Annotated in this window: 23 protein-coding genes; 11 read left to right on the top strand and 12 right to left on the bottom strand. The window is 37.9% G+C overall.

The window, feature by feature from the left end:
• Positions 1–28: 28 nt before the first annotated feature.
• Positions 29–574, bottom strand: a complete 546-nt coding sequence (locus tag UXI14_RS01365) for an NAD(P)H-dependent oxidoreductase (RefSeq protein WP_335964460.1) — start codon at positions 572–574, stop codon at positions 29–31.
• A gap of 101 nt (positions 575–675) precedes the next feature.
• On the opposite strand from UXI14_RS01365, the gene UXI14_RS01360 reads away from it, so the two are divergent.
• Complete coding sequence (locus tag UXI14_RS01360) at positions 676–1,047, top strand: helix-turn-helix domain-containing protein (RefSeq protein ID WP_277898758.1); 372 nt, start codon at positions 676–678, stop codon at positions 1,045–1,047.
• A gap of 28 nt (positions 1,048–1,075) precedes the next feature.
• Here UXI14_RS01360 and UXI14_RS01355 read toward each other — a convergent pair whose 3' ends face one another.
• Both UXI14_RS01355 and lnt read right to left on the bottom strand, forming a co-directional pair.
• Positions 1,076–1,939 (bottom strand): DUF5694 domain-containing protein, encoded by an 864-nt coding sequence (locus tag UXI14_RS01355; RefSeq protein ID WP_335964459.1) that lies wholly within the window; start codon positions 1,937–1,939, stop codon positions 1,076–1,078.
• Between the two features lie 79 nt (positions 1,940–2,018).
• Positions 2,019–3,605: an apolipoprotein N-acyltransferase gene (gene lnt / locus UXI14_RS01350; RefSeq protein WP_335964458.1), complete on the bottom strand. Its 1,587-nt coding sequence runs from the start codon at positions 3,603–3,605 to the stop codon at positions 2,019–2,021.
• A 151-nt stretch (positions 3,606–3,756) separates the two neighbouring features.
• On the opposite strand from lnt, the gene UXI14_RS01345 reads away from it, so the two are divergent.
• Positions 3,757–4,509 carry a CDP-alcohol phosphatidyltransferase family protein gene (locus UXI14_RS01345; RefSeq protein ID WP_335964457.1) on the top strand — a complete coding sequence of 251 codons (753 nt, stop codon included), beginning with the start codon at positions 3,757–3,759 and terminating at the stop codon, positions 4,507–4,509.
• A gap of 40 nt (positions 4,510–4,549) precedes the next feature.
• Here the strand turns inward: UXI14_RS01345 and UXI14_RS01340 are convergent, their stop codons facing one another.
• From UXI14_RS01340 to UXI14_RS01315, 6 genes are all read right to left on the bottom strand, one after another.
• Positions 4,550–5,035, bottom strand: coding sequence for an META domain-containing protein (locus tag UXI14_RS01340; protein WP_335964456.1), 486 nt, complete (start codon positions 5,033–5,035; stop codon positions 4,550–4,552).
• Positions 5,036–5,051: 16 nt separating this feature from the next.
• Positions 5,052–5,504, bottom strand: coding sequence for a hypothetical protein (locus tag UXI14_RS01335; RefSeq protein WP_335964455.1), 453 nt, complete (start codon positions 5,502–5,504; stop codon positions 5,052–5,054).
• A 79-nt stretch (positions 5,505–5,583) separates the two neighbouring features.
• Positions 5,584–6,330 carry an LPS export ABC transporter ATP-binding protein gene (lptB, locus tag UXI14_RS01330; RefSeq protein WP_277898764.1) on the bottom strand — a complete coding sequence of 249 codons (747 nt, stop codon included), beginning with the start codon at positions 6,328–6,330 and terminating at the stop codon, positions 5,584–5,586.
• 91 nt (positions 6,331–6,421) lie between these two features.
• On the bottom strand, positions 6,422–6,772 hold the full coding sequence (locus tag UXI14_RS01325; protein WP_335964454.1) for a carboxymuconolactone decarboxylase family protein: 351 nt from the start codon (positions 6,770–6,772) through the stop codon (positions 6,422–6,424).
• 91 nt (positions 6,773–6,863) lie between these two features.
• The gene (gene tatC / locus UXI14_RS01320; RefSeq protein ID WP_277898766.1) at positions 6,864–7,706 is read right to left on the bottom strand and encodes a twin-arginine translocase subunit TatC; all 843 of its coding nucleotides are present in this window, start codon (positions 7,704–7,706) and stop codon (positions 6,864–6,866) included.
• The gene (locus tag UXI14_RS01315) at positions 7,706–8,671 is read right to left on the bottom strand and encodes a KpsF/GutQ family sugar-phosphate isomerase (RefSeq protein ID WP_277898767.1); all 966 of its coding nucleotides are present in this window, start codon (positions 8,669–8,671) and stop codon (positions 7,706–7,708) included. The genes tatC and UXI14_RS01315 overlap by 1 nt, the downstream gene beginning before the upstream one ends.
• 86 nt (positions 8,672–8,757) lie before the next feature.
• On the opposite strand from UXI14_RS01315, the gene recQ reads away from it, so the two are divergent.
• Positions 8,758–10,959: a DNA helicase RecQ gene (gene recQ / locus UXI14_RS01310; RefSeq protein ID WP_277898768.1), complete on the top strand. Its 2,202-nt coding sequence runs from the start codon at positions 8,758–8,760 to the stop codon at positions 10,957–10,959.
• A 23-nt stretch (positions 10,960–10,982) separates the two neighbouring features.
• Here the strand turns inward: recQ and UXI14_RS01305 are convergent, their stop codons facing one another.
• From UXI14_RS01305 to UXI14_RS01295, 3 genes are read right to left on the bottom strand one after another with little or no spacing between them, the layout of a single operon-like run.
• Positions 10,983–11,360, bottom strand: coding sequence for a gamma-glutamylcyclotransferase family protein (locus UXI14_RS01305; RefSeq protein ID WP_335964453.1), 378 nt, complete (start codon positions 11,358–11,360; stop codon positions 10,983–10,985).
• A gap of 10 nt (positions 11,361–11,370) precedes the next feature.
• Entirely contained in the window at positions 11,371–11,871 is a 501-nt protein-coding gene (locus UXI14_RS01300) for a GNAT family N-acetyltransferase (RefSeq protein ID WP_335964451.1), read from the bottom strand.
• A gap of 37 nt (positions 11,872–11,908) precedes the next feature.
• Positions 11,909–12,976: an LD-carboxypeptidase gene (locus UXI14_RS01295; protein ID WP_335964450.1), complete on the bottom strand. Its 1,068-nt coding sequence runs from the start codon at positions 12,974–12,976 to the stop codon at positions 11,909–11,911.
• 162 nt (positions 12,977–13,138) lie between these two features.
• Here UXI14_RS01295 and UXI14_RS01290 point away from each other — a divergent pair, with 162 nt between their 5' ends.
• The 8 genes from UXI14_RS01290 to UXI14_RS01255 all read left to right on the top strand — a co-directional run bounded on the left by UXI14_RS01290 (position 13,139) and on the right by UXI14_RS01255 (position 19,618).
• Complete coding sequence (locus UXI14_RS01290; protein WP_335964449.1) at positions 13,139–13,318, top strand: hypothetical protein; 180 nt, start codon at positions 13,139–13,141, stop codon at positions 13,316–13,318.
• Positions 13,319–13,332: 14 nt separating this feature from the next.
• Positions 13,333–14,658, top strand: coding sequence for a 2TM domain-containing protein (locus tag UXI14_RS01285; RefSeq protein WP_335964448.1), 1,326 nt, complete (start codon positions 13,333–13,335; stop codon positions 14,656–14,658).
• Positions 14,659–14,672: 14 nt separating this feature from the next.
• Entirely contained in the window at positions 14,673–14,984 is a 312-nt protein-coding gene (locus UXI14_RS01280; protein WP_277898774.1) for a 2TM domain-containing protein, read from the top strand.
• A gap of 12 nt (positions 14,985–14,996) precedes the next feature.
• Positions 14,997–15,314, top strand: coding sequence for a 2TM domain-containing protein (locus tag UXI14_RS01275; protein ID WP_335964447.1), 318 nt, complete (start codon positions 14,997–14,999; stop codon positions 15,312–15,314).
• A gap of 13 nt (positions 15,315–15,327) precedes the next feature.
• Positions 15,328–16,083 (top strand): LytTR family DNA-binding domain-containing protein, encoded by a 756-nt coding sequence (locus UXI14_RS01270; RefSeq protein ID WP_335964446.1) that lies wholly within the window; start codon positions 15,328–15,330, stop codon positions 16,081–16,083.
• A 185-nt stretch (positions 16,084–16,268) separates the two neighbouring features.
• Complete coding sequence (locus UXI14_RS01265) at positions 16,269–16,454, top strand: hypothetical protein (protein ID WP_335964445.1); 186 nt, start codon at positions 16,269–16,271, stop codon at positions 16,452–16,454.
• 30 nt (positions 16,455–16,484) lie between these two features.
• Positions 16,485–17,411 carry an alpha/beta fold hydrolase gene (locus UXI14_RS01260; protein WP_335964444.1) on the top strand — a complete coding sequence of 309 codons (927 nt, stop codon included), beginning with the start codon at positions 16,485–16,487 and terminating at the stop codon, positions 17,409–17,411.
• 1,553 nt (positions 17,412–18,964) lie between these two features.
• Complete coding sequence (locus UXI14_RS01255) at positions 18,965–19,618, top strand: hypothetical protein (protein WP_335964443.1); 654 nt, start codon at positions 18,965–18,967, stop codon at positions 19,616–19,618.
• The last annotated feature ends 20 nt before the right edge of the window (positions 19,619–19,638 follow it).

The following is a 19,638-nucleotide window of genomic DNA, read 5'->3' as shown; positions in this document are numbered from 1 at the left end:
TGTTTTAGCCCCTTTTAGTTTAGCCATTTTATTCTAGGCTTACTAAACGTGTTATTAATCTTTTTGCTTGTTCTTTTGCGGTATCCCTTATTTCTTCTTCAGTATAGCCATCGGCCAAAGAAGTCCTGTAGCCATATATGGGTTCTATATAGTTCATCTGTGCAAAAAGGGCCGTTTGTTCCAGATTTTTGCAAAATTCATGTACTCGGAAATGATGTTTCTCCAAAACGTTATATTCTTTTTCCTTGCCACCAACGGTAAAACTTGGCAAAAAGTTTTTTCCTTTTAATTTATCGCCTTTGGAACCAAAGGCAAATTGATGTTGAAATACGGCATCAAACCACTGTTTTAAAATGGCTGGCATGTTGTACCAATAAAATGGATACTGAAATACAATTGTTTTGTGCTTCAACAGTTCTTTTTGTTCTGTTCCTGCATCAATATGATAATTGGGATAAAGTTTTGCTATGTCCCGTATTTTGATTGCCAAATCACTTTTTTGTAATTCTTCTATAATTGTTTTGTTTGCAAATGATTTTTTAAAAGTGGGATGCGCTAGAATAATTAATGCCATACTGTTTAATTTTATACTATAATTATTATAGTTATAAAATTAATTTTAGTAACATTGTTGTGCAATAACTATCGGTTTAGATAGGTTTAAATTCAATTATTATGAAAGATGAATGCATAGGCGAATATGTTAAATTTAAAGGAAAGGTTTATCCTTGTACCGTTAGTTTAACAATGGATTTGGTAGGAGGGAAGTGGAAGGCTGTAATTTTATATCATTTAAGCGATACCAAAAAAAGATTCAGTGAGCTCTGTAGGGAAATGCCGTCTATTACAGAAATGACATTAAGCCTTCAACTGAAACAATTGGAAAAAGACGGACTGATTTCAAGAAAGGTTTACGGTAAAAAGCCCCCGGTAAGGGTAGAATATAGCCTTACGGCGTTTGGCAAATCGTTTATACCTGTCTTAGATTCCATTACCAATTGGGGCAATAATGTAATAAAAGAAAAGGGCGAGTTTGTAAAAGAATAAAAATAGGGCATGGATTAGCCTGGATTTTTTAATCTAAATATTCTGAAGCCTCGATAATTTTATAATTTGGGTTATCCTCAAGTAAATCTTTTAATACACCAATATGTAGCTGCCCCATGATTAATAATATTCGGTTTGTATTATGAGCTAGTTGAGTATTTAAAATATTTGAGTAAATCTTTAAATTTCTATTGTAAAATAGCGTAATGTATTCTGCCCCGATATACTTTTCATCAATATTTCCAATATCTACAGTATTGGTGCCTTTTTCTGAAAATTTACCGTCCATAACATAAGCCGGGAGGTTAAAAATTATGTTGTGCGAAAGCTTGACGTACTTTGGCAGATTCATGGTTTTTATGTAGTCGTAGATTGATAGACTGTCTTGTTGAACGCTTTTTTTCATTGGCCGGGCTGCATTTATAAGCGTACCCATTCCTTTTTTAAACAGTTCTATATTTTTTCCGGAATTCAATAATGATTGGGAAGTTGATTCATAATGGTCTATTCCATACACGCTTTTTAGGTTCAGCATTTTTGCCAATCTAAATCCTACTTGATAAGTTTCGGAAGTTCCATATTCTATATTGGAGAGCTGAAGCTTGTTTTCAAGATAAGAATTATAAAGGCTGTCTACTACAGCCTGTTCACTGGGTTCTTTCTCGACCATTATCATATTTGGAGAAAAACGTTTTAGCTTTTCAGTTAACTTAACAATCTCCTTTTGCTTTTTAGGACTAAAAATATTGGAAGATGGCGTGCCATTGTCCATCTGACTTAAATGGTCAAATCCAACTAAAAGGATTTCTGTTTTTTGGTTATTTTGGGCCGATAGGTAAACTACGCTAAAAATTGTTAAGAATAGGCATAGGGTAATTTTTTTGGTGGTCATTTAATATTGTATTATGTTTTGATTTTATGTTAGTTATGATTGATTAAGGGCTAAGATACATTAAAAAATAAAATAATCTTTATGTCTTTTTTCTGGCAATGGCAAAGAGGAATATTAACCCTGCTACCAGTACACCGCTACGGGCTATATAGTCGCCATATTTTACGTAAAAAGTTTGTTTGTTGTTAATGGTAATGGTTCCCGAAAGTGTCCCTTTTGCTTCGTAAGCTAAGGTTTTGGTAATTTTGCCTTTTTCGTTAATAAATGCAGAAATACCCGTGTTGGCACTTCTGGCAATGCTTTTACGGGTTTCTATAGCCCTTAGGCGTGCATAACTGAGGTGTTGTTTGTGCCCCTGTGTATTGCTCCACCAGGCGTCGTTGGTAATAATTGTCAGGAAATTGGCGCCTTTTTTAACATATCCGGTAACAAACTCACCATAAATAGATTCGTAACAAATAATGGGAGCTGCCTTAAGGGTTTCGTCTGTAGCGGTAAAAACACCCCGGTCTTTTTGTGTGGCGCGCATGGCCACCGTTCCGCCCAAGTCGAGCATAACGTCTCCCAAAAGGGGCTCTAAAATGTTTTTAAAAGGAAAGTTTTCAACTCCCACCACTAATTTTGATTTAATATATTTTTGTTCAGAACCTTGCTTGTCTATCTGCACGGCCGCATTGTAAAAGTCGAACCAGTCCCCACGCGGAAATAGGTTGGCGGTAACGGTGGGTTTTTCTTTTTGATTGTATCTTCTAAAAAAGTCAACGCCGGTAATAAATTGCAAATGTGGATATTTATTTACAAATTGCTGTATAATGTGTTCCTCCTGCCGATTTCCAAACTGATCAATTGGCGTGGGGTTAGACAATGCAGTTTCGGGGGCAATTACATAATCTGTATCTTTAGAAACATCCTGTTGCGCCAATTCAACCAATGCCGTTGCCATTTGTGGATTTGAAATATCATATTTTTCAGAATACGGGTCGATATTTGGCTGGAGCAGGGTTATTTTAGCTTCCTGGGCCCCTTCTTCATAATTATTCAGCAGAAATAAAGAAAGAATAATAGGAATGGCAATTATTAAAACATTTCGGGCAATTCCTTTTGTAAGAACACTTCGTTCTTTTGTTTTTTTATAATGAATGATGGTTTTAAAAATACCAATGTTAATAATCCAAATCCATAATGCACCGCCAAAAACGCCTGTATATTCGTACCATTGTATCCAGGTGGTATATTCAGAAAAAACATTGCCAAGGTTAAGCCAAGGCCAGGAAAAATCCCAGTTTAGGTGAAATTTTTCAAAGGCCATCCACATGGCAGGCAGGAAGATTAAATGTATTTTGGAGGGCAGTCGCCTTGCAACAAAATGGTACAACGAAAAAATAAAGGTCATTAATAAAGAATTCACCAACAATGCAAAGAACATCCCGAAAGGAGTAGAATACCAAATCCACCAAGTGGTTATGGAATTCCAAACTAAAAAGGAAATATATGCCAGCAAAAATACTTTGGCGCCCCTTCTCTTGTAATTGGATTCGCGAATATTCTTTTCTGCCAATAGCAGAGGTACAAAACCAACAAAAGCGAGTAGGGGAACCCCATAGGTTGGCCATGCCAAGGCTAATAATAATCCGGATAGAATAGCGAGTAGATAAGAATTTTTCATGAACGGTATTTATAATGCTAATATCTTAATAAAATTTGATAGTGCCATAGACGGAAAATGAAGAATGTACTGCTTTTCTTTGAAATTTTGAATAAACGGGCATTTAGAAGCAATTTTAAAGTAGTAATTTTACATAAGAAAACGAAAAATTATGAAGAAGTATATTCCAAACGGATTAACGTTATTAAATCTTCTATGCGGTGTTATTGCAGTGGTTATGGCGATGCAAGGTAACTTGATTTTTGCGGCTTATTTTGTTTTTGCAGGAATCTTTTTTGATTTTTTCGACGGACTCGCCGCAAGGCTTTTAAAGGTACAAAGCGATTTAGGGATACAATTGGACTCTTTGGCCGACATGGTTACCAGTGGGGTCGTGCCCGGTATAGTAATGTTTCAGTTGTTTAACATGAGCATGGGCAGTTATACATGGGGGGAAGAAGGAAATGAAATAGGAAATTTAAACATGGATATTTCATTATTGGCCATTTTTGGCTTTCTAATCACTTTGGGTTCGGCTTACCGTTTGGCAAAATTCAACATAGACGAAAATCAGGTGAGTTCTTTTATAGGCTTGCCTACGCCTGCCAATGCGTTGTTAATTCTTTCTTTTCCGTTAATGTTGCATTTTCAGCCCGGTGCTTTCGATGCGTTAATTTTAAACAAATGGTTTTTAATCGGCACCACGATTTTAAGTACTTATATGCTTAATGCGCCCATTGCCCTGTTTGCTTTAAAGTTTAAAACCTGGGCATTTAAAGAAAATAGCATTCGCTATGTATTCCTTGCATTGAGCCTCGTTTTATTGTTAACCTTGCATTATGCGGCAATTCCGCTTATTATTATTTTGTATGTACTATTTTCTGTTGCGGCCAATTTTCAACAAAAAAACAAGGCTTTCAAATAAATATTCAAAAGCCTTGGGGTAATTTTTATGAAATTATTTTTTATTCTTCTGAAAGTTCAAATTCGGCTAGCGGAGCCATTCTTGCCTTGGTTATTGTAAGGGTACCATCTTTTATAATATAGGTGTCAGATTTTTGCAGCACATCCATAAACTGTTGTTCAACCTCCATGTTCATGCATGCTTTCATGGTACTTGCCAACTTACTCAATTTAAACCTGTTGCCTTCCAATAGGGTATAGGTCCCGCCAAAGCTATTGCAGCCAGAGTTTCCGCCAACCCTGTTTTCTTCGGTAGCAAAGGTTATAAAAACATTGGAGGCACTTTTGTCCAGTTCAGCTACGGGTTTTCCCATCAATTTTGTAAGTTTCCATATTTTATCTGTCAGTGCATTTTCTTCAGTAGAAGTTTTTCTTTCGGTTGTTTTCACTGTTTCGGTTTCCATATTTTCTTTTCCCGATTTTTGGTTACATGCAACCATTGTCATGGTCAGGATCATGATGCTTACTTTTGCGAATGTATGTTTCATAACTTTAATTTTGTGTTTAATTATGAATAATTGTAACGATATATTTCTTGATATATATTGTCATTAAAAAACAAATGCCTATAATGGCCAAATTTGCCAAGGCACGGATAATCCATTTTTGCTCCGAATAATTATGATTCAAAAATTTGGTGGTTAAAACGGCCAGTCCCATTAACAAGAACCATAAGGTAAAGGACAAAGAGATTTTTTCATGAAAAAGCATGGAAACGGCATCGTGTATAAAACCACAAAAGACAAAGGTAAATATTAATGAAATTGTGACTGGAAATATTTTTTTTAAGGGTTTAAATACAAATTTCCCCAGGTAATACCCAAAAATTGGGTTCCAATAATTCCAGAAACCGGAAAAGTTTTTAGCGCCTAATGAGCGGTATAGGTTGTTCCTTAATGATTTTGAGCTTCCAATAGGCACGCCGTTCCTTTTCTTGATATATTCGGTCAAAGTCATTTAAATAAATCTCTTTTTTTGATTGGGCAGGACAAATTACCTATTTATATGGATTGTTCTTCTTTTTTTAGGCGAATTTTTATGAATGAAAATCTAATTTTTTCTTTCTCAATTCAAAGTTTTGCCCTAGATAAACCTTTCTTACCATTTCATCGGCCGCCAGTTCTTCGGGCTCCCCGGCTTTTAAGATGCTGCCTTCAAACATTAAATAAGAGCGTTCTGTAATGGCAAGGGTTTCCTGCACGTTGTGGTCGGTAATCAAGATGCCTATGTTTTTATTTTTAAGCTGAGCCACAATGCGTTGAATGTCTTCCACGGCAACGGGGTCTACTCCGGCAAATGGCTCGTCCAAGAGAATAAAACTCGGGTCGGTGGCAAGGGCACGGGCAATTTCGGTCCGCCTTCGTTCCCCACCAGACAATAAATCGCCCCTGTTTTTACGTATATGGCCCAAACTGAATTCGTCAATCAGGGCTTCCATTTTCATTTGTTGTTCTTTTTTGGAAAGCTTGGTTAGTTGAAGAACGCTCATGATATTGTCTTCAATGCTCAATTTCCTAAAAACAGACGCTTCCTGTGCTAGATAACCAATTCCGTTTTGGGCACGCTTATACATGGGGTAGTTGGTAATTTCCTGGCTGTCCAGGAAAATTTTACCTCCATTGGGTTTAATCAGGCCAACAATCATATAGAAAGAGGTTGTTTTTCCGGCACCGTTTGGCCCCAATAAACCTACAATTTCCCCACGGTTAACTTCTAGGGAAATTCCTTTTACTACTTTTCGCCCTTTGTAGGACTTCATGATGTTTTCGGCTCTTAACTTCATACAATTGTGTGTTCAGGTGTGTTTGTGTTCAAACATCGTACCGTTCAAAAATAGGGATTTTGAATTTAACCAGCTTTAATTTAATATAGGTTTAGGATTCTTTGTTTTCCAGCGCATCCCAAAATTCGTATGCTTTTCTAAGGTGAGGGATTACAATGGTCCCGCCAACAAGCGTGGCTATGCCCAATGCCTCGACCACTTCTTCCTTGGTAAGGCCTTCTTTATGGCTAGTTTCCAAATGGTATTTAATGCAATCGTCGCAACGTAAAACCGCCGAAGCTACCAAGCCTAAAAGTTCCTTGGTTTTTACGTCCAGTGCACCGGACATATATGCGTTGGTGTCCAGATTGAAAATACGCTTTATCAATTTATTGTTGTCTTCCAGTATGCGGTCGTTCATTTTAGAACGGTATACATTGAATTCATCAACTATATTAGACATTTTGTATGTTTTTATATAATTATAAACTATTGCATTACGGGCATTGTTATGTTGCCTTCAAGCCTTCTTCGCCAAAACTGCTATACACGACTTATTTATTTTTCATCTTTTTCAATTTACGGTCCTCTCTTTTAAGAACTATTTTTGAAATGTAGATGCTAACTTCATACAAAATAATAATAGGTATGGACACCACAATTTGACTGGCGACATCCGGAGGTGTTATAACTGCTGATAGAATAAGCACAATTACAATGGCTATTTTACGGTATTTTCTTAAAAATTCGGGAGTAACCAAACCAATTTTGGTCAGGAAATACATCAGGATGGGTAACTCAAATATAAGTCCGCACGCAATAACCGATGCCCGTATGGTTGAAATATAGGAAGACAGGTCGATGTCGTTAAAAACTTCTTCGCTGACATGGTAATTGGCTAGAAAATTTATTGAAAGCGGGGAGATAACATAGTACCCAAACAATACACCTGTAAAAAACAAAAAGGAGGCCACCATGATAAACCCGCGGGAGTTTTTCCGTTCATTGTCATATAATCCCGGGCTTATAAAGCGCCATAATTCCCATAAAATATAAGGGAAGCCAATAATAAAGCCTGCCCAGATGGAAGTCCAGATATGTGCCGAAAACTGTCCGGCCATCTGTCTACTTTGTATTCTAAATTGTGGCCCTTGGCAAAAAGAATCGTCCATGCCAAAATACCTTGAAATGTTACAAAAGAACTCGTAGGTAGGGAAGTCTGCTTTTTTGGGGCCAAAGAGAATGGTGTCGAATATAAAATCCTTGGCAATAAAGGCAACAATACCAATAATAATTACGCCCAGTGTGGCCCTTATTAAGTGCCATCTTAATTCTTCAAGGTGATCTAGAAAAGACATTTCTTGCTCCTCTTTACCTGTACCAATTTTTTTTGTCATTATATAATACCTTCTTTAATTAAATCATGAATATGGATTACTCCAAAATAATAGCCGTTTTTTTCTACCAAAAGCTGCGAAATGCCATATTGGTCCATTACGTCCAGCGCATCGACTGCCAAAATATCACAACTGACAGTCTTTGGGTTTACTGACATAATGTCTTTAGCTTTTAATCCGTTTATATGCTCATATTTTCTTAGCATTCTACGAATATCACCATCTGTAACGATACCCACAATTTTATTTTTATTTACAACTGCCGTTACGCCCATTAATTTTTCTGAAATTTCAACAATAACATCCCTAACATCTGCATCCTCAGAAACTTGTGGTTTTAGGTTCATGGTTGCAATGTCTTTTACGCGCAGGTAAAGTTTTTTCCCCAGCGCACCACCGGGATGATATTTTGCAAAATCTTCGCTGCTAAAGCCTTTTAGTTTTAACAAGCAAATAGCCATGGCGTCCCCAATAACCAATTGGGCGGTAGTACTGGTAGTTGGCGCAAGGTTGAGCGGGCATGCTTCTTTGTCTACATGCGCATTCACAACAAAATCGGCTTGTTGGCCCAAAAAGGAATTTTTATTCGAAGTAATGGCGATAAGTTTGTTGGGGCCTTCTTTTATAAAGGGGACAAGGACTTTTATTTCGGCCGTATTACCGCTTTTAGAAATACAGATAACCACATCGTCCTTAAGGATGGTTCCAAGGTCTCCGTGAATTGCATCGGCGGCGTGCATAAAAACTGCCGGAGTGCCAGTCGAATTAAAAGTTGCAACAATTTTCGTTGCTATAATAGCGCTTTTTCCTACGCCGGTTATAATAACTCTCCCATTAGATTTGTATATATACTCAACAGCATCAGCAAATTCTTCATCTATAAAAGAGGCAAGGTTTTTGATGGCATTGCTTTCTGTATCTATAGCCTCGATAGCATTGGCTATGATGGCACTTTTAGTATTCAAATTTTAATTTTTTTAGAATTTGTTATAACTAAAGATTAATAGTATCTTTAGTAGTGCAAATGTATATAAAATAGTAAAACGAAAGGATGAGTTCAGCTGAAATTGACTTACAGGCAGCGCTTAAACAGTATTTTGGATTTAGTCAGTTTAAAGGATTACAAGAAAAGGTCATAAAAAATATTGTTAATGACCATAATACGTTTGTTATAATGCCTACAGGCGGAGGGAAGTCCCTTTGCTACCAATTACCTGCGCTGGTTAAAGATGGCACGGCCATCGTTATTTCCCCCTTGATAGCTTTAATGAAAAATCAGGTAGATGCCATTCGGGGGATTTCCTCCAACAAGGGTATTGCCCATGTTTTAAACTCTTCGTTAAACAAAACCGAAGTCCGTCAAGTTAAAGAGGATATTACCAACGGGATTACCAAATTGCTTTATGTGGCCCCCGAATCTTTGACAAAAGAAGAATATATAGACTTCTTGAGGACCGTTAAAATATCGTTTGTAGCAGTAGACGAAGCACATTGTATTTCAGAATGGGGGCATGATTTTAGGCCCGAATACAGGAACATACGTACCATTATTCAGCGTTTGGGCAACGATATCCCCATTATAGCCTTAACGGCAACGGCAACTCCAAAAGTGCAGGAAGACATTCTGAAAAATTTAGGAGTAAATAGTGCCGAAGTTTATAAAGCGTCGTTCAACAGGCCAAATTTATATTATGAAGTAAGGCCGAAAACCAAAAATGTAGATGCCGATATCATCCGTTTTGTAAAACAGAACGAAGGAAAATCCGGGATTATATATTGCCTCAGCAGGAAACGTGTTGAAGAACTTGCACAAACACTCCAGGTTAATGGTATCAAGGCGGTTCCTTACCATGCCGGGCTCGATGCAAAAACACGTGCCAAACATCAGGATATGTTTTTAATGGAAGATGTAGATGTAGTGGTTGCTACCATTGCATTTGGTATGGGGATAGATAAACCGGACGTCCGGTTTGTAATACACCACGATATTCCCAAAAGCATAGAAAGTTATTATCAGGAAACCGGCCGCGCCGGCCGTGACGGGGGCGAAGGCCATTGTTTGGCATTCTACTCTTATAAAGACATAGAAAAACTTGAGAAGTTTATGAGCGGCAAGCCCGTTGCCGAACAGGAAATTGGCCATGCCCTGCTTCAAGATATGGTTGCCTATGCCGAGACCTCGATGTCCAGAAGAAAATACATTCTTCATTATTTTGGAGAGGAATTCGACGATGTCAATGGGGAAGGAGCCGATATGGATGATAACATCAGGCACCCCAAGAAAAAGCACGAAGCAAAAGAAGATGTTGTTAAATTGCTGAAAGTTATAAAAGGTACCAAAGAAAAATACAAGGCAAAAGAAATTGTAAACACCCTTGTCGGGAAAGTGAATGCCTTGATAAAATCCCACAAAACAGATGAGCGTCCGTTTTTTGGTACGGGAAAAGACCACGACCCAGCTTATTGGATGGCCTTGATACGTCAAGTATTGGTTACCGGGATGCTCCACAAGGAAATAGAGCAATATGGTGTTTTGCACGTAACAGATAGAGGGGAGGCATTTTTGAAGCAACCGGAATCCTTTATGATGACCGAAGACCATACCTATGAAGATGCCAATGACGACACCATTGTGACCGCTGGAAAAAGTGGTGGTGCCGTAGCCGACGAGCAATTGCTTAAAATGCTGAAAGACCTTAGAAAACAAGAAGCCAAAAAGCAAGAAGTACCACCATTTGTGATATTTCAGGACCCTTCGCTGGAAGACATGGCTTTAAAATACCCAATTTCAATAGACGAGCTCATTAATATCCACGGAGTCGGGGAAGGAAAAGCGAGAAAATTCGGGAAACCATTTGTGGCCTTTGTAAAAAAATACGTCGAAGAAAACGACATTATAAGGCCAGACGATATGGTAGTTAAATCTACCGGGGCAAATTCTGCCTTGAAACTCTACGTGATCCAAAATATAGACAGAAAACTCCCATTAGACGACATTGCCGCTTCCAAGGGTATATCCATGGACGACTTGATTAAGGAAATGGAACAGATTGTGTATATGGGCACTAAATTGAACGTAGATTACTGGATAGATGAAATCCTTGATGAAGACCAGCAGGAAGAATTACACGATTATTTTATTGAAGCCGAAGACGATAAAATTTCATTGGCCATGGAAGAATTCGATGGCGATTATGAAGACGATGAAATACGTTTGTACAGGATTAAATTTATAAGCGACGTGGCTAATTGATAAAATTATTTTTTTGATAAAAATTATAAATAATCGCCATTTTCGATAAGTGTAAAAGTATCGACAGCGATTTTTAAATGATATACCAGAGCTTTGATTTTTGTATTGTTTACTAAAATTATGGCTTCCCTCTTTTCGTAATAATCAAATTCCGGGTCGTTAATGCCTTCGTAAGTATCTAAAGAATCCATGATGCTTTTTACGTTTTTCTCAACGTAATAGACTTCACCTTTAATTTTTAAATCGGCCGAAGCATCAAAAACGGCACCGGGAAAAGCGCCCAAGTCGTATAGCCTGCCAGATGCCTGGCCTTTTCCAATATATGTTGCGTTTGTATGTAAATTTTGGGCAAATGTATTATAAAATCCACGCATTAAAGTGCCGTATACAAATACATGCATGTTGTTTTTGTTAGTTGGAGAGTTTATAATAACGGTCAATACAATTGTCCTGCTCGTTGTAGATTTCTTTTATAAACCGAAAGGTAGAGTCCAGTATCCGTACCGATGTAAGATTGTTTTTGTCCACATACGCTACAATTTCCCTTATCTTTTTTTCTTCAAAGGCATATTTTATCAGTCCGTTGGTAACTTCCTTTCCAAAGCCTTGTTTCCAATACTCCTTTAATAAGCGGTAACCAATCTCATATTCTTCTTTTTCGTTTTTAACCAGTGCAATGGTACCAATAAAGCTGTTGCTATCTTTAATGGTAATGGCCCAAACCCAAAAATCGTTCTTCGGGTTTTTATAAAAGTTTAGAATGTTTTCCAGGTCTTTTTTATTTTCTTCAAGGCTAAAGATTTTCCCTCCAATATAGCGCATCACTGTTTGGTCGTTCTGCATTTTATGAAACAGATCGAGGTCTTTTATGGTGAGCTCCCTAATGGTTAATCTATTTGTTTGGAATATCATACATATAAAGGTATGATAAAAAACCTAATACTGGAAACTATGAAGCCACACTATTTTCCAATAATTGCAAATTGAAATTTTTAGTGTCCAAAGTAGCTTCTATCCCTACGGGGATGGTTAAATGTTTTTTAATATGTCCAATGGAAAACCCGTAAATGGAAGGGATGTTTAAGGGCTTAATGCGGTCCAGGATAACTTCCCGTAGGCTAAAAGAAACCCGTTTGGGCTCGTTGCACCCTTTAAAAACGCCCAACACGATCCCGCGTGCATTTTTAAAGGTTTTAGAGTCGAGCAATTGGGTTAACATTCTGTCAATCCGGTATGGGTCTTCATCCATGTCTTCAATAAAAACAATTTTATCGGTATAATCTACATCAAACTCGGTTCCCGTCATGGCCGATAACAGCGAGAGGTTCCCGCCCACCAGTTTACCGGTGGCTTTTCCAGAGTTTATTACATATTGCTCAAAGGTTGCATCGTCTGCAACGGTCTGGCTGGAATAGGTTTCGGGCGTTAAGGCAATGCTGTTGTTGGCATGGCAAATAATATCTTCCAGATGAGACCTGTTAAACTCATTGTCCAGGGTGGTGCCTACCGGCCCGTGAAAGGTTACCAGTCCGGTTTGTTGGTATATGGCATTTAACAGCGCAGTAATATCGCTAAAGCCTACCAATACTTTTGGATTTTGACGGATATGCTCAAAATTTATCTGGTTAAGTATGCGGGTACAGCCATATCCGCCCCTGGCGCAAACAATGCCATCAATGTCCGGGTTTAAAAACATTTCATGTAAGTCTGCCACCCTGGCTTCGTCGGTATTGCTTAAATAACCAAAATTACCTTCTATCCGTGGGGTATGGTACGGAACAAAACCCATGGTTTTTACATTGGTAATGGCATTTTGCAGGGCGTCGCTGGACAGGGCATATCCGGGGGCTATTAAACCAACCGTATCTCCTTTCTTTAACTTCTTTGGAAGGATAATGCTATCTTCTTGTGCTTTTTGCAGGGTTTCCGGTATTTGTTGGGAAATAGCAGTTCCCATGGGAAATGCAGTAAGGGCAGAAACTTGTACCCCACGGGCGATAAATTTTCTTCTATTCATTGTAAAAACTAATTAGCAGCTTTTCAAAACTACTTAATTTTTTTGGCTTCGTCACGGGTTTTTACAATTCATCCCGTAAAAGTAACGGCTCGGTAATTCATTTTTTATAAATAAGGTACTATTTATCAATTTTGAACTGTATTAATCAAACAACCAAATAAAATGATACGACTTCTTTATTACATGTTGCTTTTGCTCTTTAACTTGTTGGGGGGCAAACTTCAGCAAAAAGAAAAACCGATGGCCGTTCAAAAGGAAAAGATAACATCGGTAAGCAGGACAGTATGTATTTCAGAAAAAATAAAAAAAGAGAAACTTTCATTAACTTTAAATTCATTTTAACAAACCGTAGGGGTATGAACATTATTAAAGAAATAGCAAGGGGATTTTCGTTGGGGGTATTGATTTTTCTCATTATAGGGATTATCAATTATTTAAACGGTACTCCTGTTGAATTCGACCATACTTTTATAACCAGCTTTCTGTACAACCAGCTTTACACCATTGTTTTGTATACCGCCAACACAATTTTGATAAAGCTTTTGTTCAAGAGGTACGGGAAAGAGCTGTATACGCTCAAAAACATTTGGATTTTTTTGGTGGGCTCGGGCGTGGTAACCTTTATCTGCCTTTTCTTTATTAACCTTTTTATAAAAACGGTAATCGGGGGAACATCGGTTGCGACGTTTATTTCAAGCGAAGAAATTTCGGATTACATACAGCCTTTGGTCATATCGTTTATCATTGCGGTACTGTTCTCGGCCTTTTTTTACTACCGGAAAAGGCAAGAATCCAAGGTAAAGGAGCAAAAAGTAATTGCCGGAAGGGCCACGGCACAGTTTGATGCCTTAAAGAACCAACTGGACCCCCATTTTTTGTTCAATAGTTTAAATGTACTTACAAGTTTGATTGACGAGAACCCGGATGCCGCCCAAAAATTTACCACCGCCCTCTCCAAAGTATACAGGTATGTACTGGAACAAAAGAACAAAGAGCTGGTAACGGTGGCCGAGGAGATAAGTTTCTCCAATACCTACATGAGCTTGCTTAAAATGCGGTTTGAAGACAGTATTATCTTTAATGTTTCTGAAGGATTACTGGAGAACGAGGCCAAAGTAGTGCCCCTATCCTTGCAGTTATTGCTCGAAAACGCCGTAAAGCACAATCAGGTAAACCCTAAAAAGCCATTGCAGATCAATATATACCAAGACCACGGTTATTTGGTAATAAGCAACCGGTTGCAACCTAAAGAAGTAGTTAAAAAAAGCAGCGGCGTTGGCCTGTTCAACATTAAACAGCGCTACAACTTGCTAACAACCAGAAAAGTACTTATAGAACAGGATACAGAACAATTTAGTGTAAAAATACCTATGTTAACCAAACAAATTTCAACAATGACAATACAAGAAGATTACATACGGGACAAGCGTTACAAGCGTGCCAAGGAGCGCGTAGACGCCATTAAGGGTTTTTATGGCAATTTAACCGCCTATATAATTGTAATACCCTGCCTTGCATGGCTTAACTACCAAACAACCAGTTTTCCATGGATTATATTTCCAACGCTGGGCTGGGGCTTCGGGATATTAATGCATGCAATGGAAGCCTATGGCTACAACCCATTGTGGGGCAAACGGTGGGAAGAAAGAAAAATCAAGGAACTAATGGAAAAAGATATTTAAAAGAAAATACGGCCATGGAAAATACAGAAAAGCAAAATAAGTACCTGCGCGCAAAAGAGCGTGTGGAGGCAATGAAAAAGTTTTACAACAACTTAACGTCGTATATTATTGTCAATATATTTTTATTTATAATAAACTATTGGACAAACGGTTTGTCTTACGCATGGTTTCTGTGGGTTACCTGCTGGTGGGGCCTCGGGCTTCTTTTTCACGCAGCAAAGGTATTTGGTTGGAACCCTGCCTTTTCCAAGGAGTGGGAAGAACGAAAAATCAAGGAATTCATGGAAAAAGAGGAAGAAGATTACAAATCGTCCCGGTGGGAATAAAACAAATATGTCATGGAAGTATCTGAAAACGAAAAATACAAAAAGGCCAAGAAAAAAGTAACCGAGCTAAAAAGCTTTTACTGGCATTTGGCAATATTTATTATTGTAAACAGCTACATATTTGTAAGCGTATACATAGATACCTCAAACAAAGGGGAAAATTTTTGGGATTACACAACTTTTATAACCTTTTTTTTCTGGGGAATAGGGCTCTTGATACATGGGTGGCATGCACTGTGGAAAGATTACTTTTTTACCAGGGAATGGGAACAAAAACAAATACAGCGTTATATAAAGAAAGACGTGCAGCAAGAAAAACGCTGGGAATAACAAAACAATAACAATGAATGTAATTATTATAGAAGACGAGGCACCATCGGCAAGACGGTTGCGCAGAATGTTGGAGCAGCTGGGTGTTAACGTAGACCAGATACTGCACTCGGTAGAAGAGTCCGTTCAATGGTTTTCCAAAAACGGGCACCCGGAACTTATTTTTCTCGACATACAACTGTCCGATGGCCTTTCGTTCGAGATCTTCGAAACCATCAACATACAAAGCGCCGTTATATTTACCACTGCTTACGACGAGTATGCCCTACAGGCCTTCAAGCTTAACAGCATAGACTACCTGTTAAAGCCCATAGACCAGGAAGAACTAGAGAAGGCCGTGGTTAAATACAAACAATTTAAACCTTCGCAGCATGGGCCCCAAATAGATTTTAGCGATATCAGGAAATTACTGGTAAATCCGTTGGAACGCGACTATAAAAAGCGCTTTACCGTTAAGGTGGGCCAGCATATCAAGCTTGTGCCCATTAACGATGTGGTTTGTTTTTATAGCAAGAACAAAGGTACCTACCTGCATACCAACGAGAACCGCAGCTATTTGCTGGAGACAAGCTTGGATGCGCTACAGGAAGAGCTTCACCCCGAAAAGTTCTTTCGGGTAAGCCGTAAGTTTTTTATCAATGTAGATGCGGTGAAGGATATTATTAGTTATTCCAATGCGCGCCTACAGGTTAAGCTCCATCATTTTAACGAGCAGGAGATTATTGTAAGCCGCGAGCGCGTTAAAGACTTTAAGGACTGGTTGAGCTAGGATTGTTGCCCGCCGTTTGCACAACATACAGGGTTATATGGGCGTACGCCCCCCTTTTACGTAGAACAGGCGGGGTTTTCTTTATAAAAAAGGTTCCCGTGGATCGATTTGTACAAGGGGATCATCAACTTTTTTGTAACTTTATCCGGATAATCAATCAAAAACCAATCTAAAACATACTACAAATGCAAAAAACTGCAAACAGCCCCCTTTATTTCATCATTATCGGTATCTTTTTTCTTTCCATCCCTTCCATAACAAACAGGTTTGTACCCGTGTCCGATGTTTTTCGGGGCCTTTTTATGGGTATCGGGATAGGAATCCTGTTATTGGCCCTTATATACAGGCGCAAGAAGACCATTGACCAATAATTTTCTTTACGTACAGTTATTTTTTATACCATGAAGCATACATTTTTTATCTCTACTGCATTTTTAATGCTCATAGTTACGGCATTGCCTGCACAAAACGGTATTGATCCCGTTAAAGAGGCACAAAATTATATAACAACTACCAGTGGCGTCCGGTTGTACGCAAAAAAAGCGGGCAAGGGCCCCGTTTGTATCTTTGTTCACGGCGGGCCCGGGGCCTGGAGCAAATCGTTTGAGGACCTTGGCGGGAACAAGCTCGAAGAGCAGCTCTCCATGATCTATTTAGACCAGCGTGGATGCGGGCGATCGGGAAATCCGGCCGATAACGATTATTCGCTGGACAGCATGGTAGACGATATCGAACAAGTAAGGCAAAATCTTGGCACCGAAAAGGTATATATCCTGTCGCACTCCTTTGGGGGCATCTTGGCGGTAAACTATGCAGCCAAATACCCGCAGCACGTTAAGGGGTTAATACTTGCAAACTCCACATTAAACCTTTTATATTCGGTAAACGGGCAAACCGATTATATAAACAGCCTTTTGGGTACCAATTTTACCGCATCGGGTCCAGAAGACGTGTTCCCCACCTTTATAGAAGCCACCAAACAGCTCAACGAAGAGGGCTTGGATTATAAAAGACTGTCCGACATAGAAGAAAACGTAGAAAAAGTAGACAGTGTAGACCTTACCAGCCCAAGTACCTACCAATTTGCTCAAAATGCACTGCGTATCGATGCTTATTTAAAAGATTATACTACCATTACGCCCAATATTGCCTGCCCTGTATTGATAATTACGGGAAAAAAGGACCATGCCATTGGGGTAGACCACTACAAGGCATTTAAATTTCCAAATCAAGAGGTAGTTAGCATAAACGGGGGCCATATTTTGTATTTTGAAAACAATAAAGCCTTTGTGGACGCCATTTTTTCGTTTGTGGACAAGACACAATAGAAATTCCGTCAATTTTTAGCAATATTTATTAGTAATTAACAAACAGTTGTTTCTTTTTTTCTGAAAAGGAAGCAGACAGGTGCTATGCTGTCTATTTTTTTTGAAAAAGATAGAACTCGGCTAAAAATGTGTGTAATAAAGTTGAAAAAAATGGATGACGAGTGCTAAAATGTGTAATAAAGTTGAAAAAAATGGAAAAAATTTGAAAATAATGGATGACGCGTGCAAAAATGTATAATAAAGTTGAAAAAGATAAAAGAAAATTAAAAAAGATAGAAGATAGATGCCTAGGTGTGCAAAAAAAGCTGAATATAAAACCATAAACTCCTGCAAGGTCTTTTTTTTGACCTTGTAGGTCTGTGTTCAACCATAAAAATGGAACATCGGCTACAAAGTGTGGAATAAAGCCAAAAAAGATAGACTATAGCTACTAAAAGATAGGACATTGTAGAAAAAGGTAAAGAATGCATCATATAAAAGGGGATTAAAGCAAATTCCGTAAAGCAATTCACGGTATGTATTCATATATAGATAATACGGTACTTTAAATTCCTGCAAGGTCTTTTTTCTGACCTTGTAAGTATGGTTTCTTCTGTTATATGATACCTACAAGGTTTAGGAAACCTTGCAGGATTGTGGACACTGATATAATGAATGCCTTTGGGATTTTATTTTCTATTATTATAATAAACAAAACATCTGCAAGGTCTTTTTTTGACCTTGTAGGTCTGCTTTTAACCATACAAATGAAAAAAGCTAAAAATGATGGATGACGAGTGCTAAAGTGTGTAATAAAGTTGAAAAAGATAAAAGAAAATTAAAAAAGATAGAAGATAGATGCCTAGGTGTGCAAAAAAAGCTGAATGTAAAACCATAAACTCCCGCAAGGTCTTTTTTTTGACCTTGTAGGTCTGTGTTCAACCATAAAAATGGAACATCGGCTACAAAGTGTGGAATAAAGCCAAAAAAGATACACTATAGCTACTAAAAGATGGGACATTGTATAAAAAGGTAAAGAATGCATCATATAAAACGGGATTAAAGCAAATTCCGTAAAGCAATTCACGATATGTATTCATATATAGATAATACGGTACTTTAAATTCCTGCAAGGTCTTTTTTCTGACCTTGTAGGTCTGCTTTTATCAATAAAGATGAAAAAAATCTGAAAGGAGTAGATGATGGGTGTCGCAATGTGTAAAAAAGCTGAATAGGGTAGCACATTTATTAAAATAGATATGGCATCATTTAAAACCGCTATAACAAAATGCAAAGTCGTTTTACAGGGCTTGAATAGGGATGGCAATCTTAAAAAAAATAGTATCTATATTCTTTTCCGTAGGGTATTTTACAATTTCTTCCTAGATACTTCATTTTTTGTTTAAAATTCTTCAAAAATCATCAAAATAAGAATTTTATTACGACTATATACCTAAAAAATGGTGTATATCAATACATTAATTTTAATGTATTTCGTGTTTTTTAAGAGAATTTATGATTTTTATCATAGATTATATTTTATATTGTCCGCAGAATTTCAAAAATAGGATATTATGAAAGGAAAGAACACCCCTATGGGAAAATTGATGCAATACGGTATAGCATTGCAAAACGTAGAAAAATCAAACTACATAAAAGAGGCCATGATGTTATCTGGTTACGACGAGAAGAAGATAAACGAAGGAAAAGTGCTGCTAAAAGGCACAGAAGATGCAACTAGGAACCAAACACGTAAAAGTATCGAGCTTTCTGCGGCTTCCAGCGAATTTAAACGCCTAAAAAAACAAGTTACAGAGTTTTATAAGGAGCAACGCGCCAAGGCCAAGATAGTTTTTAAAGAAGATGGCAACGCAATGGACGAGCTGGGAATAAACAGGCCGGTTCCTTCAAAATATGCACAGTGGCAAGATTCGGTAGCGCAGTTTTACGAAACTTTGTACACTTCTACGGCTTTGCAAAAAAAGATTGCCGGCATTGGCATCAAAAAAGAAGATATTATAAGCGCCATAGATTATGTAACGCTGTTAAAGAACAAATATATTGATTATATAGAAATAAAGGGTGTAAAAGAGGATGCTACCAAGGACCGCAACAAGATTTTTGATAAATTAAATCGGTGGATGCATAGTTTTTATGTTGTTGCCGAAATTCAGCTAAAAGAGCACCCGCAATTATTGGAATCGCTGGATAAAAGGGTAAAAAGTTAATAGTTAGCCTACATATGTGG

The organism is Galbibacter sp. PAP.153, from assembly GCF_037029175.1.
In the GTDB taxonomy this organism is placed as follows: domain Bacteria; phylum Bacteroidota; class Bacteroidia; order Flavobacteriales; family Flavobacteriaceae; genus Galbibacter; species Galbibacter pacificus.
The sequence above is the reverse complement of the archived record's forward strand: the minus strand, read 5'-3'. Positions and strand labels throughout refer to the sequence as shown.

Coding starts and splice junctions, on each gene's coding strand:
- UXI14_RS01365 (WP_335964460.1), bottom strand. CDS start 574: ATGGCATTAATTATTCTAGCGCATCCCACTTTTAAAAAATCATTTGCA.
- UXI14_RS01360 (WP_277898758.1), top strand. CDS start 676: ATGAAAGATGAATGCATAGGCGAATATGTTAAATTTAAAGGAAAGGTT.
- UXI14_RS01355 (WP_335964459.1), bottom strand. CDS start 1,939: ATGACCACCAAAAAAATTACCCTATGCCTATTCTTAACAATTTTTAGC.
- lnt (WP_335964458.1), bottom strand. CDS start 3,605: ATGAAAAATTCTTATCTACTCGCTATTCTATCCGGATTATTATTAGCC.
- UXI14_RS01345 (WP_335964457.1), top strand. CDS start 3,757: ATGAAGAAGTATATTCCAAACGGATTAACGTTATTAAATCTTCTATGC.
- UXI14_RS01340 (WP_335964456.1), bottom strand. CDS start 5,035: ATGAAACATACATTCGCAAAAGTAAGCATCATGATCCTGACCATGACA.
- UXI14_RS01335 (WP_335964455.1), bottom strand. CDS start 5,504: ATGACTTTGACCGAATATATCAAGAAAAGGAACGGCGTGCCTATTGGA.
- lptB (WP_277898764.1), bottom strand. CDS start 6,330: ATGAAGTTAAGAGCCGAAAACATCATGAAGTCCTACAAAGGGCGAAAA.
- UXI14_RS01325 (WP_335964454.1), bottom strand. CDS start 6,772: ATGTCTAATATAGTTGATGAATTCAATGTATACCGTTCTAAAATGAAC.
- tatC (WP_277898766.1), bottom strand. CDS start 7,706: ATGACAAAAAAAATTGGTACAGGTAAAGAGGAGCAAGAAATGTCTTTT.
- recQ (WP_277898768.1), top strand. CDS start 8,758: ATGAGTTCAGCTGAAATTGACTTACAGGCAGCGCTTAAACAGTATTTT.
- UXI14_RS01305 (WP_335964453.1), bottom strand. CDS start 11,360: ATGCATGTATTTGTATACGGCACTTTAATGCGTGGATTTTATAATACA.
- UXI14_RS01300 (WP_335964451.1), bottom strand. CDS start 11,871: ATGATATTCCAAACAAATAGATTAACCATTAGGGAGCTCACCATAAAA.
- UXI14_RS01295 (WP_335964450.1), bottom strand. CDS start 12,976: ATGAATAGAAGAAAATTTATCGCCCGTGGGGTACAAGTTTCTGCCCTT.
- UXI14_RS01290 (WP_335964449.1), top strand. CDS start 13,139: ATGATACGACTTCTTTATTACATGTTGCTTTTGCTCTTTAACTTGTTG.
- UXI14_RS01285 (WP_335964448.1), top strand. CDS start 13,333: ATGAACATTATTAAAGAAATAGCAAGGGGATTTTCGTTGGGGGTATTG.
- UXI14_RS01280 (WP_277898774.1), top strand. CDS start 14,673: ATGGAAAATACAGAAAAGCAAAATAAGTACCTGCGCGCAAAAGAGCGT.
- UXI14_RS01275 (WP_335964447.1), top strand. CDS start 14,997: ATGGAAGTATCTGAAAACGAAAAATACAAAAAGGCCAAGAAAAAAGTA.
- UXI14_RS01270 (WP_335964446.1), top strand. CDS start 15,328: ATGAATGTAATTATTATAGAAGACGAGGCACCATCGGCAAGACGGTTG.
- UXI14_RS01265 (WP_335964445.1), top strand. CDS start 16,269: ATGCAAAAAACTGCAAACAGCCCCCTTTATTTCATCATTATCGGTATC.
- UXI14_RS01260 (WP_335964444.1), top strand. CDS start 16,485: ATGAAGCATACATTTTTTATCTCTACTGCATTTTTAATGCTCATAGTT.
- UXI14_RS01255 (WP_335964443.1), top strand. CDS start 18,965: ATGAAAGGAAAGAACACCCCTATGGGAAAATTGATGCAATACGGTATA.